Source organism: Zobellia alginiliquefaciens (genome assembly GCF_029323795.1).
Taxonomy (GTDB): domain Bacteria; phylum Bacteroidota; class Bacteroidia; order Flavobacteriales; family Flavobacteriaceae; genus Zobellia; species Zobellia alginiliquefaciens.
Map to the genome: position 1 here is coordinate 1717991 of NZ_CP119758.1, position 19766 is coordinate 1737756.

A 19766-nucleotide genomic window follows, 5' to 3' on the forward strand; every position below is an offset into this window, starting at 1 on the left:
ATGTTCTAAAATATCACATAAATTAGTTTCATCGTTTGTATCTTGTTGACTTATATTTCTCACCGTAAAAGTGATAAATTAGCTAACCGAAATAACTATATGGAAAACGCTTCAGCCCGGAATTTATGGGGAGATTATCTAGATAAGCACCTAGAACATGCTTTTGTAGACACACCCAAAGTGGTTCACTTTTGTAATAATGAAATGGATGCCAACGAATGCGCTGCATTGGTTAAAAAAGGCATTAAGCGTGCCACATCACCTAGTTTATTAGGCCTACAATACCGCAAGCAACCTTTACCTAAAATAGGTGATTTTATGATTGTAACGGATTGGGAAGGTGAAGCAAAATGCATTGTTAGAACCACAACGGTAAAACTTAAACCTTTTTTTAGTGTAGACGAGGCATATGCCCGATTGGAAGGTGAGGGAGATAAGAGCTTAGCCTATTGGAAAAAAGTACATTGGGATTATTACACCAAGGAATTGGCGGCTTTTGACCGTAAACCCAACGAAAGCATGATTATTGTCTGCCAAGAATTCGAAAAAGTGTTTGACAGATAACACCAAATAAACACCCCGACCAATTTTTAAAATTCAAACAAAATTAGCTTCCCAACGGGCGCTCTTCACTATTGGCATATCTATTCATTAACACCCTATGCTATATTGTGATACTTGCCCCACTTTATTCCAAAGTTTGTTTACCTTGTACGGCATCAATGTAAACAAACTCAACTATGTGCATCTCAACGCCAAAAAAGCCCCTTCTAGGCTTAACTCTTTCTCTATTTACTTTCCTTTTATGTATTTCCGTACGAGGGCAAGCTCCTAAATGGGAAAATCCGGAATGGGAGAACCCGGAAATATTCCAGATGAATCGCGAAGCGCCAACAGCTTCCTTCTATCGTTACGAAACCACCCAAAGTGCATTGAAAAATGATAGCTGGGAAAACTCTCCTTTTTATCAATCCTTAAATGGAAATTGGCTTTTTAAGTATGCCGAAAATGTAATGTCACGACCTGTAGATTTTCAGAATACAGATTATGATACATCTGCATGGGATAAAATTACTGTCCCTTCCAACTGGGAACTTGAAGGGTATGGCACTCCTATTTACACGAATATTGTTTATCCTTTTCCAAAGAACCCACCTTTTATTCCCCATGATCAAAACCCGGTAGGAAGCTACAAGCGTGATTTTGATATTTCTGAGGACTGGAACGGCAAGAACATCTATTTACACTTTGGAGGCGTTAGTGGCGCTATGTATGTTTGGGTAAACGGGCAAAAAGTGGGCTATAGCGAAGGCAGTAAAACTCCTGCAGAATTTAATATTTCCAAATATATACAGTCTGGAAAAAACACCGTGGCCGTTCAAGTTTTACGTTGGTCCGATGCCAGTTATATGGAGGACCAAGATTTTTGGCGACTGAGCGGTATGGATAGAGATGTTTATCTATATGCCACCAATACAACAACCCTTAAAGACTACCGTGCAACTGCAGATCTAGAAAATAACTATGCAGACGGACTTCTGAACGTAAATCTAGAACTTGAAAATACTGCCAAAAGAGCAAAAGGTTATACCGCCACCGTACAGCTCCTAGATGGTGAAAAAGAACTCTATTCCGAAGAAAAACAAGTGAGTTTCAACAATGGTTCTGCCACAATTGATTTTAAAAAATCATTACAGAACATCAAAACCTGGAATGCTGAAAAACCTAATCTCTATACCTTGTTATTCGTACTTAAAAATAAAAAAGGTGAAGTTTCTGAAGCGGTAAGTTCAAAAATAGGTTTCAGAAAAATAGAGATTAAGAACAATCAGTTTTTGGTTAACGGTCAACCTGTTCTTATTAAAGGAGCCAACCTTCATGACCATGATGAAACTACGGGGCATGTTATCAGCAAAGAGGTTACTCTTAAGGATATGAAAGTAATGAAACGCAATAACCTAAATGCCATACGTTGCAGTCATTACCCTAAAAATGAATTCTTCTACCGCATGGCGGATAAATATGGTTTTTATGTGGTTGATGAAGTAAATATTGAAATCCACGGTATGGGAACTACCAACCAAGGTCTTGATACTGATGAAGAGGCTAAGAAAATACACCCTGCATACAGACCGGAATGGAAGGCCATGCACTTGGATCGCACTGAAAGAATGTACGAACGCGATAAAAACTACACCTCTATTGTTACTTGGTCCTTAGGTAATGAAGCGGGTAACGGAGATAATTTCTTTGCCACGTATGAATGGCTTAAAAAACATGACGATACACGCCCTGTTCAGTATGAAGGAGCCACCCAATATGCGAATACGGACATTCAAGCGCCAATGTACGCTACTATTGAACAGACTATTGAATATGCCGAAAACGACCCAAAAAGACCACTTATCCAATGTGAGTATGCACATGCCATGGGAAACAGCGTAGGCAATCTTCAGGATTATTGGGACGTAATTGAAAAGTATGATGTGTTACAAGGTGGTTTTATTTGGGATTGGGTAGATCAAGGCCTGAAAACCAAAAATGAAGACGGGGAAGAATTTTATGCCTTTGGTGGTGATTTTGGCGCATCGCATCTTCAAAATGACAATAACTTTTGTCTAAACGGATTGGTAAACCCTGACCGCTCTGCGCATCCTGCTTTACACGAGGTGAAAAAGGTCTATCAATATGTGAAGTTTACATCCAACGACCCTAAATCAGGTAAAATTACAATTACCAACCAGTATGATTTTACCAATTTATCCGAATATAACTTCGCTTGGAAACTATTCAAAAACGGTGTTGAAGTTAAAACAGGAAAAATCGATGATGTAATGATAGCACCTTATGAATCCCAGGTTATTCAAATTGCTTTACCTGATTTGACGGACTCAGAGGCCGAATATTTCTTGAATGTGTATGCATCTACCAAAAATGGAGATGACCTTATACCTCAAGATTACTTATTAGCTTATGAGCAATTTCAGCTTACCGATTACACCCCAAACGTTTTTGAAATGGATACCAAAGGGCTTTCGGTTACAAATGTAGATGGCACAGTAACTATTAAAGGCGAAGGTTTTGAAGTTGGCTTTAATGGTACTGATGGTAGCTTGACCACATTAGATTACGGCCAAGGCAACCTGATTAAAACAGGACCAAGTGTCAACTTCTGGCGAGCACCCACCGATAATGACTACGGGTACAACATGCCCAAAATTTTGCAGGTCTGGAAAGAGGCAACAAAAACGCAAAAACTGACTAGCTTTCAGCTGAACGCCAACGATGGCAAGAAGGTTATAGATGCCGTAAAATTGAGTAATAATCCGTTTAAAATAAAAAACGATTTAGAGCTTACGGCTACGTACAGCTTGCCTTCTGTACAGGGTGAGGCCAAGGTGACCTATGCGATTAACGACAAGGGCGAAATTTTAGTGAGTACCGACCTTTCTAACATTAAGGAAAGCCTTCCTATTGTGCCACGTTTTGGAAACAACTTTATCATAGACTCGGCATACGATAATGTGAGCTGGTACGGTAGAGGGCCGCATGAAAATTACCAAGACCGAAAAACTTCGGCATTGGTGTGCAAATATGATGCAACAGTAAAGGACCTGTATTTTGAATACATACGTCCACAAGAAAATGGGTACAGAACGGATATCCGCACGGTATCGTTCTTAAATACAAATGGCAAAGGAATTCAGGTTTCTTCTCCAAAGCTGTTCGGCTTTAGTGCTCACAACCAATATAATTCCGACTTTGATGAAGGCATGGAAAAGCAACAACGCCACACCTATGATATTCCTCAAAGAGACCTCATTAACATAAACATTGATTATAGCCAAATGGGCGTTGGCGGTGATAATAGTTGGGGGCTATTACCTCACGAAGCATATCAAATTAAACCAGAAGATTTATCATTTAGCTTTATGATACAGCCGGTGAAATAAGAGTATTTATCGCTTTCAAAATTAGATTTAAAATAAAACAGCCCGAAAGATAAATACTTTCGGGCTGTTTTATTTATATATGAGAAACTCTTCAGACCCATTAGTCTTCCAACTCTACCCAAGTATTACCATTTTTATGAGATTCCACAGTGGCTTCAATGAAATTCATGCCCCGAACACCATCGGTCATGGTTGGATATTCACCGCTGTCATATTGCTCTCCCCTAATAGCTTTTGCTACCCCAAGGTAGATATTGGCCATAGAATCAAAAATACCTTCTGGGTGTCCTGGAGGTAGTTTTGTTCCACCTAAAGAAAGTTCGCTATTATATGCGTGACCTGGCTTATACACCTGTGTTGGTTTTGTATCGCTCATTACGTACAAATAGTTCGGATTTTCTTGCTCCCATCTGAAAGCTCCTTTTTCGCCATAAATGGCAATCCCAAGACCATTTTCCTCACCGGTAGCAACTTGGCTACTTCTAATCACACCTTTAACATGGTCGCTCATTCTAATAAGCACTGTTCCATCTACATCCATCTGATTGTCTTCATACAAATAGTTGAAGTCACTCAAAATAGATTTGATTTTTAAACCTGTGGTGTATTCTACCATATTGAAGGCATGCACCCCAATATCACCTATACAAGAGCTAATTCCCGCTTTTTTAGGATCCAAACGCCAAACCGAAGAACGTTTTTCTTGATCATGAATAATTTCATTTATCCACCCTTGATAGTACACTGCATCTACTTTGTGAATTTTACCAAGCTCTCCGTTCTTGATCATTTCACGCATCTGGCGTACCATTGGGTAACCGGTATAAGTATGCGTTAAGGCAAAAACAGTACCGGCCTTTTCATGGGCCGCCTGTAATTTTTTGGCTTCCTCTAAGGTGGTTGTCATCGGTTTTTCACAAATAACGCTAAAACCGTTTTCCAATAATTTCAACGCCATTGGAAAGTGAAGGAAATTTGGCGTAAGAATAGAACATACTTGAATACGTTCATCTTCCGGCAATTTCATTTCTTCCTCGATCAACGTATCAAAATCCTTATAAATACGATTTGTAGGTACGTCTATTTCTTTGGCAAAAGCCATATTTTGCTCAAAATCTGGGTTGAATACAGCCCCAACAATTTGATAGTTATCATTTATATGAGATGCTACACGATGCAACACACCTATTAGGGAGTCACCACCTCCACCTAAAATTCCGAGTCTGATTTTCTTTGGCATTTTGTAATCCTTTTAATTAATAAAAAACCTTCTTACAGGCTTTTTGTGTTCCTTATTTTTTAAGAGTTTGAATTTAATAAAATAACTATGATTTATAGGCTATTTTTTCATTTTTGAACAAAATGACGAACAGTAGTAGCACCAGAAACGCAAAAGCAGACGGATACAACCATATTGTATTCCAATCGTGCCGTGCGTCTTCTAAAATGTAACTATCCGTAATGGCTCCCGCTACCCAAAAACCGATTAGCATTCCTACTCCGTAGGTTGCCAAAGTTATGAGCCCTTGCGCTGCACTTTTATATTTGGCTCCCGCTTTGCTATCCGTATAAATCTGTCCGGAAACAAAGAAAAAATCATAGCAAATACCGTGCAACGCAATGCCTGTTAACAGCATAAAAACAAGTTCGCCCGTATCGCCATAGGCAAACATAAGATACCGGAGCCCCCAAGCTAACATGGCCGCCAGAATGGTCATCTTAAAACCAAACCGTTTAAAAAAGAAAGGTAAAAGCAAAAGAAACAGAATTTCCGAAATCTGCCCAATTGTCATTTTGCCCGCAGGGTTGGCCACCCCGATCTCTCCCAAAAACTGTCCGGCATGCTGATAATAGAACGCCAGCGGAATACAGATAAGCACCGACGCCAAAAAGAAAATCAAAAAATTACGGTTCTTCAATAGAGCTAAAGCTTCTAGCCCTAGAATATCTGCCAACTTAATTTTTTGAGACCTATCTGCCGTTGGTGGTGTTTTGGGTAAAGTGAAACTAAATATTCCTAACAAGGCCGATGATATGGAAGCCATTAGAAATGTATTTCGTAAAAAACCTTCCGAAATGCCTTGTTGCGAATCCCAATTAAAAAAGCTTATAAGGAGACCGGCAGTAATCCATCCGATAGTTCCAAAAACCCGCACGAACGAGAACTCTTTGGCCGGATCTTTCATTTGGTTAAAAGAAACCGAATTTACCAAGGCCAATGTAGACATGTACATAACCATGTAAACCAATAAATACGGAAAAAAACCCGTAAAATCTGTTGCTTGATACATGGCGTACATAAGTACTGCACCCGTTAAGTGCAATACCCCTAATATCCGTTCGGCATTAAAATACCTATCCGCAATGAGACCAATAATAAAGGGCGCCAAAATAGCGCCCCATGATTGTGTTGAATATGCCAATGCTATTTCACTTCCTGTAGAACCTAGTGTATTTGGAAGATAAATACCTAAAGTAACGAACCAACCGCCCCAAATAAAGAATTCTAAAAACATCATTATAGAAAGCTGCGTCTTTATCTTTGGAGTCATTGGCAAGTGTTACTGTTTATAGATAATGTAATTGGTTCTAAGAGACTCCAGTCCATTCGCTTTAAAGTCCACATCTATAAGCGCCCTGTAGTGGGTAGACTCATTTATGATATGAAAAAGCATGTCTTGCATAGTATATATCCGTAATTGACCTTCACTGTTTTCATAGTCAATTCGCTTCTCAAAATCTTCGCCCTCAGAAGTAATATCAAAAGTATTCCGTTGGTTTTCATAATGAATATCGCCCCAAGTACTCACATCATGCATTTGCCCAAATTTAAATTTGGGTTCACGTTTAGCAATTCGCTCATTATAAATGTGGTGCCTGTTTAAAATTTCAGAGAACAGCGCAATGCTTTTCTCTGGCACAACATCCAGTTCAGCGGCAGCTTCAATGATTTTTTTGTTGCAATAGAAATTATAGTCGAAAAGTTGGTTAAAAAAGACTTTCACGGCAACGGATGGTTTTAAGTTTAGCTAATTTCTTTGGCAGCTTTAAGCAATAGCTCCTTAGTGGCCAGAATACCATCAGGTTCGCTTAATTCACTCCCTTCATATTCCACGCCAACAAAACCGGTATAACCATTATCTTTTACCATCTGAAGCATCTTCACATAGTCAATTTCGGTTTCATTACCCTGAGCATCAAAATTGTGAGACTTGGCACTTACCGCTTTGGCATAAGGCATCAATTCTTTTACACCTTGATAAATATCGTACATCACCTCACACTCGCGACTATCCTTTTTACGGGTAATACAGAAGTTGCCAAAATCCGGTAGCGTTCCACAGTTGTCCAATGTCACCGCTTTCATAACTTCCGCATGCAAAGCACCGTTTGAAGACAGTCCGCCGTGGTTCTCGACCAAAACGTTAATATTCTTAGTTTTTGCGTATGTACCTAGTTTGGTCAATCCGTCTATAGAATTTTTTATCCATTCCTGTGGATCATTGCTTCCACTAAGATTTACACGTATAGCATGGCAGCCCATTGCTGCGGCGGCATCTACCCATTTTTTGTGCTTCTCTACAGTCTCATCACGTTCTTTTTCATCATTTACGGCTAGATTTCCTTGACCATCGATCATAATAAGTACGTTTTCCATACCGTGTTTTTTAGCCTCTGCATTCGACTTTTCAACAAATGCGGCCATAGCTTCTTCCGAATAATCGGCATCGGCCAGTTCAGGATTATACAATTGACTTACATATTCCAATCCGGTAAAACCCCAATTTTTTGCCTTTTCGGCAAACGTATACGGATCTACACCTTCTTCTCTTATCATTCTATGAATAGACCACTGCGCTAGAGATAGTTTAAAGAACGGTTCGGCAGCCGCTTCGGCAGTTTCTGCGCTTGCGCTGGTCATTTTTTCTTCTTTTTTAGTCTCCTTGCACGAAGCGAGACCTAAAATAGAAAGTGCCAAACCGGCTTGAGAGCTATTTCTTATAAAGTTTCTTCTTTTCATTATATGATATTATTTTATTGAATTTTAATGATTTGGAGATGTAATACATACAAATATGCAGCCTTAACAAGATGTATAGCGAATAAATGTAGAAAATTAATTTAATATTTAATAAATTTATGGACTAAACAATTTTGTACATGAGCAAATTTTATTACAACGAAGAGCAAGAGTCTTACGACGCGATTGTAGTGGGTACAGGTATCAGTGGAGGCTGGGCAGCAAAAGAGCTGTGCGAGGCCGGACTAAAAACCTTGGTGCTGGAGCGCGGACGTATGGTGAAGCACATCGAAGACTATGAAACTGCGAACATGGACCCCTGGGATTTTCCTAACGGAGGAAAGCCTACAAAAGAGGACATCGCAAAACAAGAAAAGCAAAACCGAACCGGCTATACGACCAATGCCGCTAGTAAAATGTGGTTCGTAAACGATCTAGAGCATCCGTACAACGAAATCCAACGTTTTGACTGGATGCGTGGCTATCATTTAGGTGGACGTTCATTACAGTGGGGCCGCCAGAGCTACCGCTGGAGCGACATTGATTTTGAAGCAAACAAAAAGGATGGCATCGCTGTGGATTGGCCAGTTCGTTATAAGGATATTGCACCTTGGTATGCCAAGGTAGAAGATTATATAGGTGTTAGTGGCGAGGCGTTAAACCTTCCGCAATTACCGGACAGTAATTTTCTTCCACAAATGGAGCTTAATTGTGTTGAAGAACACTTTAAAGAAAAAGTTGGCGAAGAGTTTGACGGTCGTGCCGTAACCGTTGGTAGAGTTGCTCATATTACAGGTACTAAAAACTTTGACGGCCGTACAAAATGTCAATACAGAAATAGATGTATTAGAGGGTGTCCTTTTGGAGGGTACTTCAGTAGCCTTTCGTCTACATTACCTGCCGCAGAAGCTACAGGTAACATGACACTACGACCAGACTCTATTGTTCACGAGGTAATTTATGACCCGGAAACAAAAAGAGCTACAGGCGTTAAGGTTATTGACCGAGTGACCAAAGAGGCTTACGAATTTAAAGCAAAGGTTATCTTCCTTTGTGCATCTTCCATTGCTTCAACGTCTATATTAATGCAATCAAAATCTGATCGTTTCCCAAATGGTATGGGTAACGACTCTGACCAATTGGGACGTAATATCATGGACCACCATTTAGGTGTGGGCGCTTCCGGTAAATTTGATGGTTTTGACGATAAGTACTATAAAGGTAGAAGACCTAATGGTGTGTACATACCACGGTTTAGAAACTTAGGTGGTGACACGGACAGAAAAGACTACAAACGTGGCTTTGGTTACCAAGGTGGCGCAAGTAGGGGTGATTGGCAAGAGCTGGTTGCCGAGCTATCTTATGGAAAAGATTTGAAAGATGCGATATTGAAACCAGGTGGATGGACTATCGGAATAGGTGGTTTTGGTGAGGTGTTGCCTTACGAAGATAACCGAATGGTCCTTGATTATGACAAGTTAGATGACTGGGGATTACCTACAGTTACATTTGATGCCGGTTTTAAAGAGAACGAATTGAACATGCGTAAGGACATGATGCAATCTGCTATAGACATGTTAGAAAAAGCGGGTGTAAAAGATGTTAAAGGCCATGATCGTGAAACAGGTTTAGGTCTTGGAATTCACGAAATGGGTACCGCTCGTATGGGTAGAGACCGTAGAACATCTGTTTTAAACGGAAACAACCAGATACATGATGTGCCTAACGTTTACGTAACAGATGGCTCGTTTATGACCTCTGCAAGTTGTGTAAACCCGTCATTAACCTATATGGCATTTACGGCAAGGGCAGCAGACCACGCTGTAAAACAACTCAAAAAAGGAAATATATAATGGATAGAAGAAAAGCACTCAAAAATATGGGATTGGCATTGGGTTACACCGTTGCCACCCCAACTTTGCTAAGTATTGTTCAAAGTTGTAAAAATGAGACCGTACTTGAATGGACTCCAGAATTTTTCTCTAAAGATCAAGGAGCGGTATTGACCAAATTGGTGGATATAATTATTCCTAAAACCGATACACCTTCTGCCTCAGAAACACAAGTAAACATTTTTATTGACCGGTTTGCCGATGAGGTCATGGAAAAGGATCAACAGGATTTTGTAAAAATGTCTATGGATCGTTTTATTGAAAAAGCATTGAAAGATGCTGGCAAAGAAAAAGCGGCAGACTTAACTGCTGAGGAGTTAGAGCCTGTTCTTGCTGAAGCATTAAAGAAAACAAAAGAAGACGAAGTTCAAAACTTTAAGTCCATCAGACAGTATCATGAAGCTGTAGCCGAAGGCAAAGAAGCTCTTCTTGATGATGGTATTGCCCGATTTGCTTTTGCAAATAACCTTAGGGGATTGACCATCTGGGGTTATAAGACCTCTGAATATGTAGGTGAAAAGGTATTGGCTTACTTACCTGTTCCTGGTGAATATATTGCTTGTGCAGATACAAATGAATTGACCGGCGGAAAAGCTTGGTCACTTTAATATAAAGCAAAACCTATAAAACAAAGAGTTGTTGGTAAATTAGAATTTGCTGGCAGCTCTTTTTATTTTACGATTACTCATCCCAACCTATACTCAAAAATGAAAAGAAGAAATTTTATTCAAAAAACAGCATTAACAGGCGGCGCTATTTCCTTAGGAACTAATTTTGCCTATTCCAATCTAAGCAACAACTCTATAAAACCTCATAAATTCAATCTAAAATATGCCCCGCATTTAGGTATGTTCAAAGAGTTGGCAGGCAAAGACCCTATTGACCAGATCAACTTTATGGCAGACCAGGGTTTCACCGCTTTTGAAGATAACGGCATGATGAAAAGAGATGTTGCCCTGCAAACTAAAATAGGGGAAACACTTGCCAAACGTGGTATGACAATGGGTGTTTTTGTTATAGACAAAGGCGGAAACATGAAAAACTCTCTTGCCGAAGGAAAACAAGAGTACATTGATATTTTTACCGATGGATGCAAAAGGGCAGTTGAAGTAGCGAAACGTGTAAATGCCAAATGGATGACCGTTGTTCCCGGTGGCTTTCAGCGAAAACTACCTACTGGCGTACAAGACGGGAATGTTATTGAAGCCTTGAAAAGAGGAGCGGAAATTCTTGAACCCCACGGTCTCACGATGGTTCTGGAGCCCTTATCAGACTCGCCGGACCTTTATCTTCAAAATTCAGATCAAACCTATATGATCTGCAAAGGTGTTGATAGTCCTGCCTGTAAAATATTGTTCGATATCTACCATATGCAAAAGACCGAAGGTCACCTTATCCACAATATGGGATTAACATGGGATGAAATTGCATACATTCAAATTGGTGATAACCCCGGGCGAAAAGAGCCTACCACGGGAGAAATCAATTATAAAAATGTCTTTAAATGGATTCATGAAAAAGGATTTGATGGTGTTCTGGGTATGGAACATGGTAACTCCAAAGATGGAAAAGCTGGCGAGCAAGCCGTTATAGATGCTTATATACAAGAAGATTCATTTCTATAAAGACTGAAGTATTTAATATTAGATAGTCCCTATTTTGAATAGGGACTATTTTATTTTGCAAACTAGCATTTGGTTGGGTAAGAGATGTATTTCATCGTAACAGGAATGCAAATGGTGCGTTTTAACGATTTTTTTGACACTTTTCGACGTTCTACATACTAAAGCCATAAGATGAAGCAAACAAGAACCGTTGTTCTTATATGACCTCATACATATACCTACTTATTACTTACGCTGCACTCATGTTAATTTCAAAGCTGGCATTTCATTATTTCAAACGAAATCAATTGAAAAACGATTAGTACAATTGTAATTTTTTACTAGAGAGAATGTATTCCTATTTTTCGGAATGAAATATGGCGGTTGTCACCTTAAAAAGATGTTAAACCCTATAAATCAACCTGTTTTATCATAAAATTGTCTCAAAATCAATGATTTTAAGCAATTTTATGTAATCTTTATAGCTCTTTTACTACGTATATAGTATACAATCTTTTATTGGGGCACCATGGACAAATACATCATCATACTAATCGTATATATTGCTGCATATATCTTTTCCGTAGTAGCAAGACCGTACTTGGAGAAATAGCCATTTCCCATGTAGATAGCATTACCTCTCGGGTAGTGCTTTTTTGCGCCATACTTTCTCAAAATTTTCTTTTAACCTATTGCGGCTAAGCCGTTCCTATTTAGCGCCAACTCTTTCCTACTATAGAAAATCATTCATCCTTAAGTGCTTATTAAAATCCATCCGAAATACGCATAAAAAAACCCTGACCAAACGGACAGGGCTTTCAAGTGAATTTCAACAGCCAATCAAGCTGCCGTCCACAAACTCTTTATTTCTTCACAAATCATTTCTACATCACCAAGAGTCTCATAAATATTAAGTGGCGCCGATACAATTCCTCTACCAAAAACATCGAGTGAAAAACAAAGTTTAGGGTTAACTATTTCTCCTTCATTCGCTACCACATCATTTAAATACTTGTAAATCGAAACTGCAATAGCCTTTTGCTGAGAATAATCAAATACATTAGTTTTCGCTATATGTATTTTCAACCCTCCTAAATGAGTTTTCCCATCAATACTCATCTTAAGTATAACATCAAGAGAAATTATTACTTCCACTCCATTTATAAAAATTGATCTAATCGGTGGCTTTTTAATTACCTCGTATTTCCCATTTTTCAAAATTGTCGGGAAGGACATAGATAAAAATCTTCTCATTGCCTCCAGAGAAACTTTCCTATCATTAATTTGTCTAGGCTTCAATAAAGTTCTCCGCTTCAACTCTTCTATTCCCAAAAGTATAGGCTCTAAATCTCCTGATCTCTCCACACTTTTCCTAATTCTAGCCTTTGGTAATTGATAGTACGCTATCCTGAATGGATTTGGCTCCTTTTGCTGTCTAATTATTCTTTTCTTTTTAGCGAATGAAGAATTTATAAAATCCGCTACTTGATTAATCGAAATCTGATAACTCATAATTTAAAATTAAATGTTGATAAATAAACTTTGGCCTGTTAAATTCCATGTTCGCAAACCCTAAGAAGGTTTCTTTATTAACAATGACCTGTTCAATTTGTTTTCAACTTGTATGAGAGTATCAAATCTTATATATTTGATATATACAAAACTGGAGAGGAGGTTTTTCTCTTCAACTCTTTCTTAAATTTTTTTAGGTGTCGGACCTTATGAATAAAATTAAGAAATATACAAGTTAGGGATGTTGACGCATCCCTTTTCTTTTGCTTTTTACTACCTCAGCATTTCTATTTAAGTTAATGAAAATGGGAGGCTATAAACCTCCCTTATATATTAATTTTAAGAACCGCACATCAAACAATCGTCATCTGCTTGACCTTCTTTGGCGCGGGCAATCATTTCCTTCATTTCTTCAGGAGTCATGGGCTGAATGTCCGACTCAGCCTGTGGAGCAGTTGTAGTTGTATTTACTTCCATTGCTACTGCCGCTTCTACCGGTGGTGTAGTTGCTGCCGCTTCGGCTTCCGCAGCAACACTAACAGGTGCTGCGTTTTTCTTGCTATTGTCCAATGTAAATTTAATAGCATCTACAGCCGCTTTGGTCCGTAGGTAATACATGCCCGTTTTTAGGCCGCTTTTCCATGCGTAAAAGTGCATTGATGTTAACTTGGAGTAGTTTGCATTTTCCATGAACAAATTTAATGACTGGCTTTGGTCAATGAAATACCCTCTTTGACGGCTCATGTCAATAATATCTTTCATACTAAGCTCCCAAACCGTTTTATACAAATCACGAATGTCTTGCGGAATGGTTTCTATGTGTTGTATAGAACCATTGGCACGCATTAACTCTTGTTTCATATTTTCGTTCCAAAGACCCAAATCTACCAAGTCTTCTAATAGATGCTTATTCACCACAATAAACTCACCAGAAAGCACTCTTCTAGTATATATGTTGGAGGTGTATGGCTCAAAACATTCGTTATTACCCAAGATTTGAGAAGTAGAAGCCGTTGGCATCGGCGCTACTAAGAGCGAATTACGAACTCCATTTTTCATAACTTCTTTACGAAGTTTGGCCCAATCCCATCTTCCGGACAGCTCGTCATCTTTAACTCCCCAAAGGTTGTATTGAAAATCGCCTTGAGAAATTGGCGAACCTTCAAAAGTAGAATATGCCCCTTCTTCTTTGGCCATTTCCATGGATGCGGTAACAGCGGCAAAATAAAGCGTTTCAAAAATATCCTTATTCAGTTTTTTAGCTTCTTCGCTGGTAAAAGGCAAGCGCAACATAATAAAAGCATCCGCCAGACCCTGTACTCCAAGACCAATTGGTCTGTGACGCATATTAGAATTTTCTGCCTCTTTTACCGGATAATAATTTCTATCAATAACACGGTTTAGGTTTCTAGTTACCCTTTTGGTTACCCTAAACAGTTCTTTATGATCAAAGCTTCCGTTTTTAATGAACATGGGCAATGCAATAGACGCCAAGTTACATACGGCAATTTCGTCTGGAGAAGTATACTCCATAATCTCGGTACATAAGTTGGAAGAACGAATGGTACCTAAATTTTTCTGGTTGCTCTTACGGTTAGCCGCATCTTTGTACAGCATGTAAGGTGTACCCGTTTCAATCTGAGATTCCAATATTTTTTCCCAAAGGTCACGTGCCTTTACGGTTTTTCTTCCCTTACCTTCAGCTTCATATTTGGTATATAAGGCTTCAAATTCCTCGCTGTGGTGAGTAAACAAACCTGGGCATTCATTAGGACACATTAAGGTCCACTCTTCATTTGCCTCTACTCTTCTCATGAACAAATCTGAAATCCACATGGCATAGAAAAGGTCCCTCGCACGCATTTCTTCTTTACCATGGTTCTTTTTTAAATCCAAGAACGCATAGATATCCGCATGCCACGGCTCCATATAAATGGCAAAGCTCCCTTTACGTTTTCCGCCACCTTGGTCTACGTAACGCGCCGTATCATTAAACACTTGGAGCATAGGTACAATTCCGTTGGATGTACCGTTTGTTCCAGCAATATAAGAACCTGTAGCACGTACATTATGGATAGACAAACCTATACCTCCCGCAGATTGAGAAATCTTAGCCGTTTGTTTTAAGGTATCATAAATACCGTCTATACTATCATCTTTCATTGCCAATAGGAAGCAAGAAGACATTTGCGGTTTTGGCGTACCGGAATTGAAAAGTGTAGGTGTAGCGTGTGTAAAATATTTCTTGGACATAAGTTCATAGGTCTCAATAGCCGCATCTAAATCATTTAAGTGAATCCCCACGGAAACACGCATTAGCATATGCTGAGGACGCTCGGCAATCTTACCGTTCAACTTCAAAAGGTATGAACGCTCCAACGTTTTGAAACCAAAATAATCATACCCAAAGTCTCTATTGTATATAATGGTAGAATCTAATCTTTCCGAATTCTCGGAAATCACCTTAAAAACCTCATCGGACAATAAAGGTGCTTTTTTGTTCGTACGTGGATTTACATATTCATAAAGATCTTTCATCGTTTCCGAGAAAGACTTCTTTGTATTCTTATGCAGGTTAGAAACCGAAATACGGGCCGCCAATTTTGCATAATCCGGATGTGTGGTAGTCATGGTAGCTGCAATTTCAGCCGCCAAATTATCTAGTTCCGAAGTAGTTACACCGTCATACAACCCCTCTATAACACGCATAGCAACCTTTAACGGGTCTACTAAACCATTTAGGCCATAACACAATTTTCTAACTCGGGCGGTGATCTTGTCAAACATGACCACTTCTTTTCTGCCGTCTCTTTTAACTACAAACATGTGAATACTTTTTTAGTGGGGTTAAACGTTGGTTTTGTCTATGATAAACTGTTAAAAATTTTAACAATTTTAAAATTGGGAACAAAAACCCCTCCAAAAGAAAGGGCCTTCTATTTTTCTATTATTTAAAAATCTGCGTCGAAGCTTATTTTCTGCGAATCATCATCCTTATCCTTGTTCAGAACACCTGCTTTTTGGTATTCGGAAACACGCTTCTCAAAGAAATTGGTTTTTCCTTGAAGTGAAATCATATCCATAAAATCGAATGGATTTGTAGCGTTATATACCTTATCGCAATCAAGCTCTACAAGAAGCCTATCTGTTACAAACTCTAGGTACTGTGTCATTAGCTTTGAGTTCATACCTATTAAACTCGCCGGCAGCGACTCGGTAATAAACTCACGCTCAATATCAAGCGCATCAGTCAAAATTTGAGTGATACGTTCTTTTGGCACTTTATTGATCAAGTGCTTATTATGTAGGTGCACGGCATAATCACAGTGCATACCCTCATCTCTAGAAATTAATTCGTTAGAAAAGGTAAGCCCTGGCATTAAGCCTCTTTTTTTCAACCAAAAAATAGAACAGAACGCACCGGAGAAGAAAATACCCTCAACTGCAGCAAATGCAATCAACCTTTCGGCAAAACTAGGTGACTCGATCCAGTTCAATGCCCAGTCTGCCTTTTTCTTAATGGCCGGAAAGTTCTCCAATGCCTTAAAAAGTATATTTTTCTCTTTTTCGTCTTTTACGTAAGTATCGATTAAAAGTGAATAGGTTTCAGAGTGAATATTCTCCATCATTATCTGAAAACCGTAGAAGAACTTAGCTTCCGCATATTGCACTTCGCTAACAAAGTTTTCTGCTAAATTTTCGTTTACAATACCATCAGAAGCAGCAAAAAAGGCTAATATATGCTTAATGAAGTACCGCTCATCATCACTTAATTTGTTATTCCAATCGTTTATGTCTTCACTAAGGTCAATTTCCTCGGCCGTCCAAAAACAAGCTTCACACTTCTTGTACCACTCCCATAAGTCATGATGTTTAATGGGAAAGATTACAAAACGGTCGTTGTTTTCTTCCAAAATAGGCTCCAAGGCTACGGACATATCAAATTGTTTTTTAAGAAATTCGTGTATTAGGAAGAAATTTCCTCCCATGTGATGGAGTAACAAAGATGGCAAAAAAGCGCCAAAATCTGAGAGGTGTCCCATCATTTCAATCACAAAGTTTTTAACACAAATTGTTGAAATGTGCGCTCGCCTTGTATATACACGGACCTCAACAGGGATCGACTATTAACTGAAAAAACACGTATATATTAAACACGAAAAATTAAACCAAAAAGTATGTTTTAATATACTTTTTGGTTTAATTAGTACTGAGTTATTCTGTTAAGCTATTATAACTAAGTACTTCTTATTTTTTATAAACAACAAAAGAAAAGCTGAAATCAGCACGAGTAGAATTAAGTCTCCAAGTATTTACATTGAATTTCCTTGCTCCTGAACTGAAATGCGAAACTGATGCGATGGCGGGTACCGTATGGTTAATAGTCGTTAGCACAGTCCAATTTTTAGGGTCTTCTTCATTTGGTATTGCAACTGTATAAAGCCCTGTTGCAGTCTTTTCTATGGTAAAATTCCCACTTCCAGAGAGTATATCGGTATTATCGTCAATATAACCATAGGCAATGGGTAACATATCAGTAGTGCCCGTAGTTCCTCTCCTCATTTCCCCTGAGACCTTAATTTCTCCATTCACATCTAACTTTGTAGTGGGGTTAACTGTTCCAACACCTACATTTCCATTAGGAATTATAGTTAACTTAGGAGTTGCATTGGTTACTAGATGAACCTTACCCGTAGTATTTAAAACACCCGTACCAAAGTCCATGTCTTTATCGCCAGTATAAATACCTGCATAGCCAATATAGCCATTGGAATTATCAAAACGTAACCAATTTTCAGGTCGTGAAGTTTCCAATATTAAAGGATTGTTCTGGCCAGTTGATATATGTAAACCTGTACTAGGATTAACTGTTCCAACACCTACATTACCATTAGGAATTACGGTTAACTTAGGTTCAGCATTGGCAACAAGATGCACCTTTCCCGTAGCATTAAAACTACCCGTACCAAAGTCCATATCTTTATCACCATTAAAAATACCTGCATAACCGATATAGCCATTGGAATTTGCAAAACGTAACCAATTATCAGATGCTGAAGTTTCTAGAATTAAAGGACTAGTGGAGGTACTGGAGATGTGTAAATCTGAAGTAGGACTAGCCGTACCCAAACCTACTTTACCACTATCAAAATAAATATCACTCCCGTTTTCAGACCATAAGGAACTACCTCCCCCTCCACCAACTTCATCAGTGCCAGCAACCCAATTACCTAAGGCTGCATCCCACTTTGCCACCTGACCATCGGCTGTTCCAACTAATCCATCTATAATTCCGTCATCACCTACTAAAAGTCCGTGCCTGGTAGTTCTATTAAAATAATCGCTAAAATCAACACTCCCAACACCATCTTCAATAGAAAGCACATCTCCGGTTAAGACCAAATCTTGATCATCAGTATCTACCAAGCCGCCAGCCGCCAATTCTTCTATTGCCGCTTGTGTATCCACAGCCGCAAGACCCGTTCCTGTATTGTCAAAAGGAACTTCCAAAGCTTCTTGGTCATCTGTTCCTCCCGGTGGAATAATTGTAGACAAATCTACCCCTGTACCATCATCTATTTGAAGCATGGTTCCCGATAATGATAGGTTCTGATCATCCGTATCTACCAAACCACCAGCTGCCAATTCTTCTATTGCCGCTTGTGTATCCGCAGCCGCAAGACCTGTTCCTGTATTATCAAAAGGAACCTCAGAAGCGTTTTGGTCATCTGTTCCTCCGGGTGGAATAATTGTAGACAAATCTACCCCTGTACCGTCATCTATTTGAAGCATGGTTCCCGATAATGATAGGTTCTGATCATCCGTATCTACCAATCCACCTGATGCCAATTCTTCTATTGCCGCTTGTGTATCCGCAGCCGCAAGACCTGTTCCTGTATTATCAAAAGGAACCTCAGAAGCGTTTTGGTCATCTGTTTCTCCGGGTGGAATTATTGCCGATAAATCTATGGTAGATCCATCAGTAATACTTAAATCAGTTCCAGAAAGACTTATATCTTGAATTTCATTAGTTGGGTCAGCATCCGCATCGGCGCCACCTCCAGCAGTCGCTACAATTTCATCTAAAGCTTCTTGGACATTACCCGCCGTAAGTCCTGAATCTACATTGTTATAAGGCACTTCGGAAGCAATCTGAGCGTCTCCGCCACCGCCTCCACTAAACAGACGATTATCCACATAAGTTTTTACCGCTCTTTGGGTGGGTAAAATACCGTTGCTATTTTCGGCCAACCCACCATCATCCGAAATCTCATTAACCTGATTTCCAGAGTTAAGATTGAAACCGCCTAAAATTCTTAAGTCGCTTTTTATTTTTACCTCTCCAACGTTCTTATTTTCTATATCATTCCCATTGGTTTCCCACTGTTGACTGCCCGAGGCCATGGAGTAAGGAACTGCCATTAGTTCCGTGGTACCCACTTCAACGCCATTAAAGGACACCACTACAAAAGTAGCTTGGCCCCAAGGCAAATTGGAGTAACTACCACTATTGCTGTTTCCACTGCCTATTTGCAAATTAAAGACGCCGTTGGCATCCGTAGTTATGGAGTGACTTTCTTCATATTGCGCATCCGCATCCGCACTACCGAATTTTAAGGCGATACCAATGTCTATAGTCTCCTGCTCCATTAATTCATTATCCGAATTACGGGCCACCCCTTGGTAATTGATATAGTTTTTCTGCTGCGCTTGTCCCATAAAAGCTCCACAGAACATAATGGTCAAGACTATAAGTAATGATGTGTAATTTATTTTCATGGTT

At 39.2% G+C, this 19766-nt stretch carries 14 protein-coding genes; 5 read left to right on the forward strand and 9 right to left on the reverse strand.

Translation table 11 applies throughout. From position 1 onward, the window contains the following. Window positions 1-99 precede the first annotated feature (99 nt). Window positions 100-564, forward strand: coding sequence for an ASCH domain-containing protein (locus tag P0077_RS07290; protein ID WP_276168466.1), 465 nt, complete (start codon window positions 100-102; stop codon window positions 562-564). A 176-nt stretch (window positions 565-740) separates the two neighbouring features. After that, window positions 741-3953: a beta-galactosidase, LacZ type gene (gene lacZ, locus P0077_RS07295; RefSeq protein ID WP_276168467.1), complete on the forward strand. Its 3213-nt coding sequence runs from the start codon at window positions 741-743 to the stop codon at window positions 3951-3953. Between the two features lie 100 nt (window positions 3954-4053). Here lacZ and P0077_RS07300 read toward each other — a convergent pair whose 3' ends face one another. The 4 genes from P0077_RS07300 to P0077_RS07315 all read right to left on the reverse strand — a co-directional run bounded on the left by P0077_RS07300 (window position 4054) and on the right by P0077_RS07315 (window position 7974). Then, window positions 4054-5193 (reverse strand): Gfo/Idh/MocA family protein, encoded by a 1140-nt coding sequence (locus tag P0077_RS07300; protein ID WP_276168468.1) that lies wholly within the window; start codon window positions 5191-5193, stop codon window positions 4054-4056. 85 nt (window positions 5194-5278) lie between these two features. Further along, window positions 5279-6505 (reverse strand): MFS transporter, encoded by a 1227-nt coding sequence (locus tag P0077_RS07305; protein ID WP_276168469.1) that lies wholly within the window; start codon window positions 6503-6505, stop codon window positions 5279-5281. Between the two features lie 9 nt (window positions 6506-6514). Next, window positions 6515-6958, reverse strand: a complete 444-nt coding sequence (locus tag P0077_RS07310; RefSeq protein WP_276168470.1) for a damage-inducible protein DinB — start codon at window positions 6956-6958, stop codon at window positions 6515-6517. Between the two features lie 20 nt (window positions 6959-6978). Continuing rightward, window positions 6979-7974, reverse strand: a complete 996-nt coding sequence (locus P0077_RS07315; RefSeq protein ID WP_276168471.1) for a sugar phosphate isomerase/epimerase family protein — start codon at window positions 7972-7974, stop codon at window positions 6979-6981. Between the two features lie 140 nt (window positions 7975-8114). Here P0077_RS07315 and P0077_RS07320 point away from each other — a divergent pair, with 140 nt between their 5' ends. The 3 genes from P0077_RS07320 to P0077_RS07330 all read left to right on the forward strand — a co-directional run bounded on the left by P0077_RS07320 (window position 8115) and on the right by P0077_RS07330 (window position 11491). Further along, a complete protein-coding gene (locus tag P0077_RS07320; protein WP_276168472.1) occupies window positions 8115-9827 on the forward strand; it encodes a GMC oxidoreductase in 1713 nt (570 codons plus the stop codon). Continuing rightward, complete coding sequence (locus P0077_RS07325; RefSeq protein WP_276168473.1) at window positions 9827-10474, forward strand: gluconate 2-dehydrogenase subunit 3 family protein; 648 nt, start codon at window positions 9827-9829, stop codon at window positions 10472-10474. Before P0077_RS07320 ends, P0077_RS07325 begins: the two co-directional genes overlap by 1 nt. A gap of 99 nt (window positions 10475-10573) precedes the next feature. Further along, window positions 10574-11491, forward strand: coding sequence for a hydroxypyruvate isomerase family protein (locus P0077_RS07330; RefSeq protein ID WP_276168474.1), 918 nt, complete (start codon window positions 10574-10576; stop codon window positions 11489-11491). 495 nt (window positions 11492-11986) lie between these two features. Here the strand turns inward: P0077_RS07330 and P0077_RS07335 are convergent, their stop codons facing one another. The 5 genes from P0077_RS07335 to P0077_RS07355 all read right to left on the reverse strand — a co-directional run bounded on the left by P0077_RS07335 (window position 11987) and on the right by P0077_RS07355 (window position 19762). Further along, the gene (locus P0077_RS07335; protein ID WP_276168475.1) at window positions 11987-12145 is read right to left on the reverse strand and encodes a hypothetical protein; all 159 of its coding nucleotides are present in this window, start codon (window positions 12143-12145) and stop codon (window positions 11987-11989) included. A 165-nt stretch (window positions 12146-12310) separates the two neighbouring features. Then, window positions 12311-12982: a hypothetical protein gene (locus tag P0077_RS07340; protein ID WP_276168476.1), complete on the reverse strand. Its 672-nt coding sequence runs from the start codon at window positions 12980-12982 to the stop codon at window positions 12311-12313. 339 nt (window positions 12983-13321) lie between these two features. Then, window positions 13322-15808, reverse strand: a complete 2487-nt coding sequence (locus P0077_RS07345) for a ribonucleoside-diphosphate reductase subunit alpha (protein WP_276168477.1) — start codon at window positions 15806-15808, stop codon at window positions 13322-13324. Between the two features lie 125 nt (window positions 15809-15933). Next, window positions 15934-16920 (reverse strand): ribonucleotide-diphosphate reductase subunit beta, encoded by a 987-nt coding sequence (locus tag P0077_RS07350; RefSeq protein ID WP_276169177.1) that lies wholly within the window; start codon window positions 16918-16920, stop codon window positions 15934-15936. Between the two features lie 310 nt (window positions 16921-17230). Further along, the gene (locus P0077_RS07355) at window positions 17231-19762 is read right to left on the reverse strand and encodes a DUF8740 domain-containing protein (RefSeq protein WP_276168478.1); all 2532 of its coding nucleotides are present in this window, start codon (window positions 19760-19762) and stop codon (window positions 17231-17233) included. Between the last annotated feature and the right edge of the window lie 4 nt (window positions 19763-19766).